The organism is Kordia sp., assembly GCF_965224175.1.
Lineage (GTDB): Bacteria > Bacteroidota > Bacteroidia > Flavobacteriales > Flavobacteriaceae > Kordia.
Genome location: NZ_OZ245041.1, coordinates 3,735,359 through 3,748,099, shown reverse-complemented (window position 1 = coordinate 3,748,099; position 12,741 = coordinate 3,735,359). Strand labels below are relative to the sequence as shown.

General features: G+C 33.9%; 8 protein-coding genes. All 8 read left to right on the top strand.

Features of this window, described 5'->3' with window-relative positions; translation table 11 throughout:
* Nucleotides 1-75: 75 nt before the first annotated feature.
* The 8 genes from ACOQOS_RS16200 to ACOQOS_RS16165 all read left to right on the top strand — a co-directional run bounded on the left by ACOQOS_RS16200 (nt 76) and on the right by ACOQOS_RS16165 (nt 12,721).
* The gene (locus ACOQOS_RS16200; RefSeq protein WP_420571514.1) at nt 76-4,377 is read left to right on the top strand and encodes a gliding motility-associated C-terminal domain-containing protein; all 4,302 of its coding nucleotides are present in this window, start codon (nt 76-78) and stop codon (nt 4,375-4,377) included.
* A 57-nt stretch (nt 4,378-4,434) separates the two neighbouring features.
* A complete protein-coding gene (locus ACOQOS_RS16195) occupies nt 4,435-5,352 on the top strand; it encodes a type IX secretion system membrane protein PorP/SprF (protein ID WP_420571513.1) in 918 nt (305 codons plus the stop codon).
* 19 nt (nt 5,353-5,371) lie between these two features.
* Nucleotides 5,372-7,249, top strand: a complete 1,878-nt coding sequence (locus tag ACOQOS_RS16190; protein ID WP_420571512.1) for an OmpA family protein — start codon at nt 5,372-5,374, stop codon at nt 7,247-7,249.
* Between the two features lie 79 nt (nt 7,250-7,328).
* On the top strand, nt 7,329-7,823 hold the full coding sequence (locus ACOQOS_RS16185) for a hypothetical protein (RefSeq protein WP_420571511.1): 495 nt from the start codon (nt 7,329-7,331) through the stop codon (nt 7,821-7,823).
* Between the two features lie 120 nt (nt 7,824-7,943).
* Nucleotides 7,944-8,336: a hypothetical protein gene (locus ACOQOS_RS16180; protein ID WP_420571510.1), complete on the top strand. Its 393-nt coding sequence runs from the start codon at nt 7,944-7,946 to the stop codon at nt 8,334-8,336.
* 9 nt (nt 8,337-8,345) lie between these two features.
* Complete coding sequence (locus ACOQOS_RS16175) at nt 8,346-10,934, top strand: DUF4132 domain-containing protein (RefSeq protein WP_420571509.1); 2,589 nt, start codon at nt 8,346-8,348, stop codon at nt 10,932-10,934.
* Nucleotides 10,934-11,578: a HesA/MoeB/ThiF family protein gene (locus ACOQOS_RS16170; RefSeq protein WP_420571508.1), complete on the top strand. Its 645-nt coding sequence runs from the start codon at nt 10,934-10,936 to the stop codon at nt 11,576-11,578. Before ACOQOS_RS16175 ends, ACOQOS_RS16170 begins: the two co-directional genes overlap by 1 nt.
* A gap of 282 nt (nt 11,579-11,860) precedes the next feature.
* Nucleotides 11,861-12,721 (top strand): helix-turn-helix transcriptional regulator, encoded by an 861-nt coding sequence (locus ACOQOS_RS16165; RefSeq protein ID WP_420571507.1) that lies wholly within the window; start codon nt 11,861-11,863, stop codon nt 12,719-12,721.
* The last annotated feature ends 20 nt before the right edge of the window (nt 12,722-12,741 follow it).

Genomic DNA, 12,741 nt, shown 5'->3' with positions numbered 1-12,741 from the left:
CTAAAGTGTTAAAGTAAAGTTAAGTTTGCATTTTTTTACTATTTTTAGGGCTACTAACTATTAACCAACTTTTTTATGAAAAAAATTACCTTGTTGATCATGGTGACCTTTTTCAGTGCGTTATCATATTCACAAACTGTGGACTGTACTTCAGGGCCTGTAAACAATACAGGTTTTTGTTATGGAAATAATGATACTACATCTTTCACTTATACAAGTAGTGATGGATCGCCACTGGCAGTCACTTTCAACGCCGGACAAGTAGAGAATAACTGGGATGAACTTATCATCACCGATTCTGACGGAACAACTCAAATTTATAACGGTTACGGAAATGCTGGAGACCTAACAGGTCTTTCTTTTGAATCTACTGGAGATACAATTACTATAGGTATTACTGCTGACGGTTCAATTAGTTGTGATAATCAAGGATACACACCATGGGATTTTTCAATCACATGTGTAGATACATCTTTACCACCTTCTTGTGTTGCAGTTACTGCTCCTGTTGATGGTGCTGTTGATGTAGATGAGGATAGTGATATCGCATGGGGATCTGCAACAGGCGGACCAACTGGATATAAAATATCTATTGGTACTACTCCTGGAGGAACAGACATCTTAAACGAATTTGATGCTGGTCTCGTAACTACTTACGATCCTGGAACGTTAGCTTACGCTACTACGTTTTATGTTACTATAATACCTTACAATGCAAATGGAGACACAACTGGTTGTACTGAATCTAGCTTTACAACACGTGCTGATCCAAATGTTGTTGTAGATTGTGCTTCTGGTGTTCCTGTAAATGTCACAGGTTTCTGTTATGATAATAACAATACAGAAGTTTTCAACTTTGCAAGTTCTGATGGTGCTACACTTCAAATCCAATTCAACTCAGGAAATGTTGAAAACAACTGGGACGAATTAATTATTTACGATTCTGATGGTGTAACCGAATTATATAATGGATACGGTAACAATGGAGATTTAGCTGGACTTATTTTTGAGTCTACTGGACCTTCTCTTAGCCTTACAGTTACTTCTGATGGTTCTGTAAGCTGTTTAAGTAGTGCTGGAATTCAACCTTGGGATTATACTGTTTCTTGTGTAGATCCTTCATTACCTCCAACATGTGTTGCTTTAACATCACCTGTTGATGGAGCCGTAGATATTAACGAAGATGAAGATATTTCTTGGACAACAGCTGCTGGAAACCCAACAGGATATTTAGTTACAATAGGAACTACTCCTGGAGGAAATGAGGTTTTAGATGGTTTCGATGTAGGTCTTGTAAACACATTCGACCCTGGAACTTTAGCTTTTTCAACAACACATTATGTAACAATTACGCCATACAATGCAAACGGTAATGCTACTGGTTGTACTGAGGAAAGTTTTACAATACGTGATGACCCTTTTGTTCCTGTAGATTGTAGTGCACCACCATTAAATGTAACTGGTTTTTGCTATGGAAACAATGATACAACAACATTTAGCTATACAAGTTCTGATGGAACATCACTACTTTCAGTTTCTTTCAATGCTGGTCAAGTAGAAAACAACTGGGATGAATTAATCGTTTTTGATTCAGACGGAACAGAAATTTATAATGATTATGGAAACGCTGGTGATTTAGCTGGACTTACTTTTGAAAGTACAGGACCAACAATTACTTTCCAAATTCAATCAGATGGAGTTTTTAGTTGTCAATCTGAAGGATATACTCCTTGGGACTTCATCGTAAGCTGTATTGATCCATTCGCTCCACCATCTTGTGTTTCATTAACTTTTCCTTTAGATGGTGCTACTGATGTAGAAATTGATCAAAACATTACTTGGGGAACTGCTGCAAACACACCTAGTGGATATATCTTAAATGTTGGAACTACACCAGGCGGAACAGAAGTTCTTAGTCAAGATGTTGGAGATGTTAATACATTTTTAGTGGATACTGAATACGCTACAACATATTATGTAACGATTATACCTTACAATGCAAATGGTGCTGCCACGGGTTGTATTGAGGAAAGTTTTACTACACGACCTGATCCAAACCAAATATTTAATTTAGTATGTGCAGACGGACCAATAAACCTTACGCATTGCTATACTAATAATGATGATAATTCATTCTTATTTACATCAGATTCAGGCTTCCCTATACGATTATCATTCACTGCTGGACAAATTACAGATGATGATGATATCATTAACTTCTACAGTGGTTCTGATAATACTGGAGATTTAATCTTCTCAGGAAACAATGCAGGAGATTTAGCTGGATTAACTATTGAGTCTACAGGTGGAAACTTATTCATGGAAATTATCAGTGATGGATTTACAAGTTGTGCTTCTGGAGATGGAACGCCTTGGGAATGGACTGCTGAGTGTTTAACATGTTTCAAGCCTACTGCAACATATACTGTAGTAGAAGACTGTGCTGCTGGAGATCAATTCTTAATTGATGTTGAAATCTTAGACACAGGAGATGCTGCCTCTATTACTATTACAGACGATTTTGGAAGTGCTGCACAAGTTGCAACAGCTGCAGGTGTATATACTTTTGGACCATATCCAAATGCAACTCCAGTAGTATTTACAGTAGCTGATACAGACGATACAAATTGTGTACTCACAAGTGAGCCTAAAACACAACCTTTCTGTCCAGATCAATCTTGTAGAATTATCAATGCTGGATACGATCAATTACAAACATGTGATGTAACTTCAACAGACTTATCTGCAACATTTATGGTAAGTGCTATTACATCTGATACAAGTTCATATTCAATTAGTGACTTACAATGTCCTCCAGATAACTTAACAGGAGTACCTACTTCTATTACAGCTGATGATACTTGGTCTTCTGTTATTGATTTAGGATTTGACTTCCAGTTCTTTGGTCAAAATTATACTCAATTAGTAATTGGAGCGAATGGATTAATTGGATTTGATACAAGTATGGCAGGTGAAAACTGCGCTTGGAATTTCAATGAAGATGTTCCAGATCCTAACTTAGTTGATATTGGTTTCGGACCTGATCCACTTCACCGTGCTGGAATATTTGGTGCATACCATGATATTGATCCTGGTGTAGATGGTGATCACTATATTGAATACACTACTGTTGGAACAGCGCCTTCGCGTCAATTTAAAGTAACATTCTTTGAAGTTCCTCATTTCTCTTTTGCTTGTAATGATCTATTAACTACTCAACAGATTATTTTATATGAATCTTCTAACGTTGTTGATGTAGTAATCATTGAAAAACCTGCATGTCCAACTTGGAATGGAGGAAATACAGTAATAGGAATTCAAAATGAAGCGGGAACTGTAGGTTATGCACCTCCAGGAAGAAACACAAGTGATTCTCCTTGGGCAGTTACTGAACAAGAATTATGGAGATTTGTACCAGATGGTAACCCTAACTATACTTTTGAGTGGTTAGATTCAGATGGTAACGTAATTAGTAATGATACAGACATTACTGTTTCTCCAACAGAAGATACTACATATACTGCATCTATTACATATGCACTTGCTGATGGTTCATTAGTAACGCTAACAGATGATGTTACAGTTCGTGTAGAAAGAGTTCCTGAAATTGTTTCTACTGAAACATTAAGAGAATGTGATGACGATCTTGACGGTATCGCTGTATTTGATCTTACAATACAAGATCCTAATATTTTAGGTGATCCACCACAACAAGATGTAACAATTTCATATTACGAAACTTCAGCAGATGCCGAAGCTGGAACTAATATGCTAGCAGATCCTACAACATATACAAGTGCAGGAGGAACAGTATACATTCGTATTGAAAATGACATAACAGGTTGCTATACTACAGGAGATTTCCAAATAGAGGTATTAATGCAAATTGATCCTGCAAATATTGGTTTAGAAGGTGAATGTATTAATGATGAATATACAATTACCGTATCTCCATTAAACAATGGATATGATCCAGCAACAGTAACTTATGATTGGTCAGGTGGTTCTTCTGTCAATAATGACGAATCACAATTCATTGCTACTGAAGACGGAGAATATACAGTAACAATTACAACTGCTGATGGATGCGCAAGCATGCAAACATTTACAGTAATTAACTCTATGTGTTCATTCCCACAAGGTATTTCACCAAATGGAGATCCTTTTAATCAAACATTAGATTTAAGAGCATTTAGAGTAGAAGAAATAGAGATATTTAATTCGCATGGTCGTTCTGTATACAAAAAATTAAAGTACACGAATGAATGGGAAGGACAAACGAATGATAATGATAATTTACCAGTAGGAACTTATTTTTATGTACTAAGACTTGAAAATGGACAGTCTAAAAATGGATGGGTTTATTTAAACAAATAACATCTGTTACATAAAAATTAAAAATCTATATTCTTAAAAATAATATTACATCATATCATGAAGAACTTATATATCGCGCTATTTGTATTACTTTTTTCACTGCCATCGCTTGCTCAGCAAGACCCGCAGTACACACAGTACATGTATAATATGGCAGTAATTAATCCTGCTTATGCAGGATCTAAAGAAGGAATATCTTTAGGAGCATTATACAGAAATCAATGGACCGGATTTGACGGTGCCCCAAGAACGTTTACGTTCTTTGGGCATTCGCCAGTCGGTAAAAATGTAGGACTAGGTTTATCTTTAATTTCAGATCAAATTGGACCTGTAAAAGAAACTAATGCTTATACTGACTTTGCATACACATTAAAATTAGGCGGCGCACACAAATTAGCGTTTGGTATTAAAGCTGGTTTAACTTTCCATGACATTGGACTGTTTTCACAAGTAAATCCAACATTAATTGATCAAGGTGATGAAGCCTTTTCTAGTGATGTAAATGAAACTACATTTAATTTAGGAGCTGGACTTTTTTACTATACAGATAATTACTATTTAGCTTTATCTGTACCTAACTTCTTAAAAGGAAAACACCTTGATGTAAACGGAAGAGCATTTGGTTCTGAAGTTTCACATTATTTCCTTACTGGAGGTTATGTATTCCAAGCAAGTCCCAATACAAAAATCAAACCATCATTCTTAGTAAAATCAGCATTTGATGCACCTACATCATTTGACTTAAACGTGAATGCGTTATTTTATGAAAAATTTGAAATTGGAGCTTCTTATCGTTTAGATGATTCTTTTAGTGGAATGGTAAACTTTGCAATTAATCCGAGATTACGTATCGGTTACGCTTATGATGCCGTAACTTCAGAAATCTCTTCTGTTGCAAGTGCATCGCACGAAGTATTCTTATTATTTGATTTATACTTCCCAAGAAAAGTTTCTCGTTCGCCTAGATATTTCTAACACCTAAACGCCAAAAACAATGAAAAAACTATATATATTAATTCTAATTCTAGCAACCTCAAATGTGTTTGCTCAGAATGATAAAACAAAAAAAGCCGATAAGCTTTTCAAAGATCTCCGATATGTAAAAGCGGCCGAAGAATATAAAGAAATTGCCATTGAAGAAGCTGACGCTTATGTATATGAACAATTAGCTAACTGTTATTACAATCTTTTTAAAACAAAAGATGCAGAACGTTGGTATAGTCAAACAATTTCTGAAGGAAACACAAAGCCTGATGTATATTATAAGTATGCGCAAATGCTTAAAGCTAACGGAAAGTACCAACAGCACAATGACTGGATGGCTAAGTTTGCAAAAGCAAAACCAAGAGATAAAAGAGCAATAGCCTTTAACAAGAATCCAAACTACATTCCACAAATTTTAGCAAAAGTGACTAAGTTTGAAGTGAAGAATTCTGAAATTAATACTAAAAATTCTGACTTTGGAGCGATTTCAACTGGAAGTACGGTATACTTTACGTCTACACGTGATGGTGGTAGAAAATATGGATGGAACGATCAACCATACTTAGATATTTACATGGCTACATATGATGGCGATGGAGAATTATCTAAAGCAGTTGCTTTATCTAAAGATATCAACACAAAGTTCCACGAAGGAACTGTAAGTTTTTCTCCTGATGGTAAAACAATGTATTTCACTCGTGAAAACTACTATGATGGTAAATTCAAGAAAAGTGAAGGTGGACAAGGAACATTAAACTTGTATACAGCAACAATGTCTGGTGGAGAATGGACTAATGTAAAACCAGTTCCATTTAACAATGATGAATATTCAGTTGGACATCCAGCAGTAAGTACTGATGGAAAAACTTTATACTTTGCTTCAGACATGCCAGGAGGTATTGGTCAATCAGATTTATACAAAGTCGCTATCAATAGTGATGGATCTTTTGGTGAGCCAGAAAATTTAGGCGGAGATATCAATACTGAAGGAAGAGAATTTTTCCCATACATTAGTAGCAATAACACTTTATACTTCTCTTCTGATGGTCATTTGACAATTGGAGGATTAGATGTATTTGCTTCTAAAGTTAAAGGAGATTCTTATGGTGCAGTTCGTAACTTAGGAACGCCATTAAACAGTAATTCTGATGACTTCTCTTTCACATTTAATGAAGAATCTAAAAAAGGATTTGTTGCTTCAAACCGTGACGGAGGAAAAGGAGATGATGATATCTACGAAGTAAACCTAATCAACCCAATTTGTGATGTTGACTATGTTATTGTTGTAACAGATAAAGAAACAGGAGCTGCATTAAGTGGAGCAAATGTTGTATTAGCTGATGACAAAGGAAACAGTGTTGGATCAAAAACAACAGATTCAGAAGGAAAAGTAACATTCAAAGTAGAATGTGACAAATCTTCTCGCGTGGAAGCTACAATACAAGGTTATGTTCCTCAGCAAATAGATGTGAATAGTGGAGATAATCCTGAAAAAGTAGTTGATATTCCATTAGCTCCAATCGAAGAGATTATTGAAGACGTAATTGTGCTAAACCCAATTTATTTTGATTTTGACAAACACAATATTCGCCAAGATGCTGCTTTTGAGTTAGACAAAGTGGTAAATGTAATGACAAAGTATCCTAATATGGTAATCAAAGTGGAAACACATACTGATGTTAGAGGTCCTGCATCTTACAACCAACGTTTATCTGATAGAAGAGCTAAATCTACTGTTCAGTATATCATCTCTAAAGGAATTGACGCTTCTCGCTTAAGCAGTGAAGGAAAAGGAGAAAGCTCTCCATTAGTAGACTGTAAAAAGTGTACAGATGAAGAACACCAACAAAATCGTCGTTCAGACTTTATCATTGTAAGCAAAGACTAATTACAATTTTATAATAAATTAAAAACCTGTAGCTTTTATAGTTACAGGTTTTTCTTTTTTAATCAATCTATACTTTAAGATGGAAATTACTATTGAATACCAAACAATACATGATACAGAAAGAAAAATAGTAAATCTGAAACCAGAACATTTTTTTGAGAAAGATGAACATGGAATTTCTATTAATTCAGTTCAAAAAAATATATTTCCCTATGAATATTTAGATGAGAAAAAAGAGAACTTAATACTAATTACACTTTCTATTAAAGACGGATTAAGTTTTGAAAAAAGAGATCTATTTTTCTGGAATAATGGGAAAAACGAAACTGATTACTTCCTTCATTACTCTGATAAAACAAAAGAAACTTTTGAATGGATGATTGTTTCTAACACCTTTATAAACAAAGATGGTGATGAAATAGTAAACAATATAAAAATGCTAAAAGATCCGAAAGGAATTTGGCTAGTTACGAATAATTGGCAAACAAATATGACAAAACACGATATAGAAGACGTTACTATTGACGTTTACAAAAGTAAAATTGGTCTAATAAACGGTTTTAGAAAAGACTGATACATTTTAGCTTAAAAACAAAAAATAATAAAACCTGTAACTCCTGTAGTTGCAGGTTTTTTTGTCCACTCTATTTCCAACTAACCATAAAAATTAGTAAGTTTAATAAAAAATAATACGATGACGATTACCATTAAGGATGAATCATTAACGGGCGATATTTTAAATCAAATACAAATTGCTGTAGCCAGTGAAATTGTAACCGTAAAAGATATCATCACAGCTCGTGTTTCTGCTGAAGTCGAAGCCTACAACAACAAACTACCTGAATATTTTAAAGGTTTTATACGTCCTACAGAATCCGAAAAAACACTCAACGGATACAAATTAAAAAACAAACGCAAAAAGATTGACGCTGAAGAGCAAAGTTTCATTGCCTTTGATGCTTTTCAAAAAAATGGATTTCTAGTTTTAGTTGATGATCAGCAAGCAGAAAGTCTTGAGCAAGAAGTATTAGTAACCAAAACAACTACTGTTAGCTTTGTAAAACTAACTCCTTTGGTAGGTGGATAAACAATTAATATGGGATTAAAAAATAGCTTAAAAAGTCTATTTGGAGGAAATAAACCAGCGTCTCCAGAGCATTCGGAATATGAACATATTTTAAAAGACATCATGCAAGAAGCTGCCGATGATGATACTTCCTATTCTGTAGCGTTTGCAAAACTTCCTTCGTACAAAAAATTGAAAGCAAAAGACTCTTCTACGAAAAAAGGATTTGTAAGATATATTGCCGAGCAATATATAGAACTCATTAAAAAAAGAGAAAAAAGATCCTTAAATCATGCCGAAGCTGATAAGCGATATATATGTACCACGTTATTGCCAGTACTCATGAGAAGTAATCTTGAGTACAATCCTATAGAATTTGAAGATTTGATGAATTACTTTATCGAAACTTCATCATCCAAAAGGAATCTTATTCGTTTTGCAGATTGGCCAATTGGATTTGCCGTACAACAAATAGAAAAAAGTGTCAAAAAAAATGGTTTAACGCCAGCATGGAAAGCTTTCATTGAAAAATTTCTAGCATCTTCTCAAATGCAAAACAAAGACAATTATTGGGGATCAGACCTTACAAAAGTAGAAACAAAACTCAAAAAAATACTTTTCGATAGTCAAAATACAGAAGGAAAAACACTTCCATATACACATACAGACGATCAATTCGGCAAATTATTTAATGCTGAAGTATTGTCAATGGAAGAAAATATTCGTAATTATATATATCAGCTATGTCAGCAATTTACAAAAGCTACTAGCGGAAAACCTAGCAAGCGTTTTCTAAAAAGCACAAGTGACATTATTGATCAAATAGGAATTTCAAAATACAAAGCCATTGTTCATCCATGGCTAGAACACATTACGAAACTTAAAGAAATAGAAAAGACTATAAAGTATGATCATGGCAATGGATATGTTTATGAATATACACACTTTGAGTTTTTACATGAAAAAAGCACTACATTCGTCAAAGGTATCGTATGGAGTTTAGCAAAATTTCATGACTCAACCACTTTACATCTTGTAGCCAAACTAGCAGAACGCTGTTTCAAAAAAATCCCTGGCGTTGGTCCAGCAGCAGCAGGTATTGGTAATGCCTGTATTTATGTATTAGGAAATACAAAAGGACTAGAAGGTATCAGTCATTTGTCTCGTTTAAAACTAAAAATTAAACAAAACAATACGCGAAAAACCATCATAAAGTATATTGAAGAAGCTTCTACCAAACTAGGCATTTCTTCCTCAGAAATAGAAGAATTATCCATTCCTAACTTTGGATTGGAAAATGGAGAAAAAACAATCGCTTTTGACGATTATCACTTAGAACTTAGCATACAAGAGCTTGGAAAAGTAAATCTTATCTGGCGAAAACCAGACGGGAAATCACAAAAAACAACTCCTGCATTTGTAAAAAATTCTACAAAACATTCACAAACACTCAAAAAGGCAAAAAGTGATATTGCCCAAATTAAAAAATACCTCACAGCGCAACGCGATCGTATAGACAGATTATATTTAGACAATCGCATATGGACTTATGAAAGTCTAACAAAATACTATTTAAATCATGGATTAGTTAGTTTTATCGCAAAAAAACTATTATGGCAATTTAAAAAAGAAGATACATTTGTCACAGCTTTCTATATAAACGAACAATGGATTACTGAAAATAATACACCTCTTGATTGGATTACAGAAGAAACAGAAGTTCGCTTGTGGCATCCTATTTATGAAGAAGTTACTGGTGTATTATTTTGGCGCAAAAAACTAGAAGAACTTGAAATAAAACAACCGCTAAAACAAGCGTATCGTGAAGTATACATTTTAACAGATGCAGAAATCAATACGAAAACGTATAGCAACCGAATGGCAGCACATATTTTAAAGCAACACCAATTTAATGCACTCACGAGCATTCGTGGATGGAAATATTCTCTAATGGGCGCTTACGATGACGGAATTGATTCACAAACGGCTACCATACAAATAAAAGCACATCAATTAGAAGCGCAATTTTGGATTAATGAATTGTATGCGGATGACGAATTTAATGATGCAGGAATTTGGAATTATGTAGCAACCGACCAAGTGCGATTTATTAAAGATAACGAAGTCTTAGATTTGATTGAAGTTCCGAAACTTGTCCTTTCTGAAATCTTACGTGATGTTGATTTATTTGTAGGTGTTTGTAGTGTTGGAAACGATCCAGAATGGAGAGACAATGGCGGATTACCACAATACCGAGATTACTGGACAAGTTATTCTTTTGGAGATTTAACGGAAGTTGCCAAAACGAGAAAACAAATCTTAGAAAAACTATTACCTCGTTTAAAAATCAGCAAAGTTTCTAGTATTGACGGGAAATTTTTACGTGTAAAAGGAACAAAACGCACATACAAAATTCACATAGGAAGTTCTAATATTCTCATGGAACCAAACGATCAATATTTATGTATTGTTCCAGCGAGAGGAAAAGATAAAAATACCAGTAACATCTTCTTGCCTTTTGAAGGTGATCGCGGATTATCATTAGTATTAAGCAAAGCTTTTCTCTTAGCAGAAGATGATAAAATTACCGACAAAACTATTTTGAGTCAAATTCAATAATGAGTTATGAAGAAGCACATATTGCTGTTGTAGGTTGTGGCGGATTGGGTTGCGCTACACAATTATCACTCACGCTACTTGGTATTGGAAAACTTACCATTATTGATGATGATATAGTAGAAAAAGACAACTTGCAACGTCAAATTTTATTTGATCTAAATTCGGTCGGACACTATAAATGTGAGATCGCTGCGGCGGAATTGAAAGCACGTAACAAAACGATTGAAATTACAAGCATCAAAGAACGTTTAACGTCCAAAAACAGCGAAAACCTACTAAAAAATGCACACATTGTCGTGGATTGTACAGACAATTACGCTTCTAGATTATTGATAGATTCCATTTGTAAAAAATACGCTATTCCTATGGTGTACACTGGCGTAAAAGGCGAAGAAGGTCATATTTCTGTATTCAATTACAAAAACGGCAAATCGTTAGCAGCAACTTTTACTGATGAGCAAGAAATATTTCAAAATGAAGATTGCAACGATTCTAGAGTGATGCCACAAATTGTGAGTATGGCATCAAATTTTCAAGTGAATGAAGTAGTGAAAATTTTACGAGATGCTTCAACTGTATTGCAAGGAAAACTGCAAGTATTCAATCTTGCTAAAAATACTTTTCGGATTTTTGATTTAAAGTGATTCCTAAAATCATCAATCAGAAAACATAAAAATAATCACGTAGTATCACGCTATTTCAAAACATGTAGACTTTCTATATTTGGAATAACCAATCACTCCATATTATGAAGGTCATAAATCTACATCGTTTCAAATCTTTCCTAAAAATTAACATTGAAACGTCAAAACCAAGTATTTCTACCGTATTATTTCACAGCTTTAAATACTACTTTTGAAATATCATTTTTGATGTGATTCCCCAAAAATACACTATTACTTGTTGACATAAATATATCTATAGTAATGACTACACACAAAAATATACTTATTGGAAGTGATACTTCTACTTCGCTCGCTGCAATTCTAAAAAGTTTGCAAACAGTGAATGAGTATAGTTTTATTACAGCTACGCGTGTGTCTGATATCATTCAAATATCAAAATCTATTCAACCCATTTTAATCATTCTTAGTTTTCGAGACAATCAAAACATCATCAATTCATTGATATCTTACAACAATAGTTTTACAATTCCTTTATTGTGTTTGCGCCAACAGCAGGAACGAAAAGAACTAAAAATTCAAGATCAAATGGTTGTCTTTACACAGTCGTTTGAATATGGTGTACAATCAAATCATTTAAGTACAAATGTGCAAGGCATTTTAAATTTAATTCAAAAGACAACACAATCTTCTTCTTCAAAAACATTTGCGCAAAATGCATTACAAAACAATGACCAAACAAAAGATTTAACGCGTTTCACCTTAGAACTCGATCAAAAAAAAGCCATTTTAGACAAAATAAAAGAGCGCATCAAACAACTCTATGTAAACGTAGATGCTTCTACCAAAGCACAGCTGATGTCTATTGTGAATACAATTAAGATGACAAAAAATGATCGAAAACACTGGGACGAATTTAAACGCTATTTTGAAAATATAAACCCAAACTTTTTAAAAAATCTGAGTGAAAAATTTCCGTGTCTCACTGCTAAAGATTTAAAATACTGCTGCTATTTAAAGATGAATATGTCTAATGAAGATATTCGTTTAATTTTAGGAATCAATCAAGAAAGTGTTCGTACACATAAATATCGTTTAAAGAAAAAAATGGTATTAGAAAAACATCAAGATCTTCGCAATTATCTTCAAACGCTAACAAACTAAACTTTTGTAAAAATTTAATT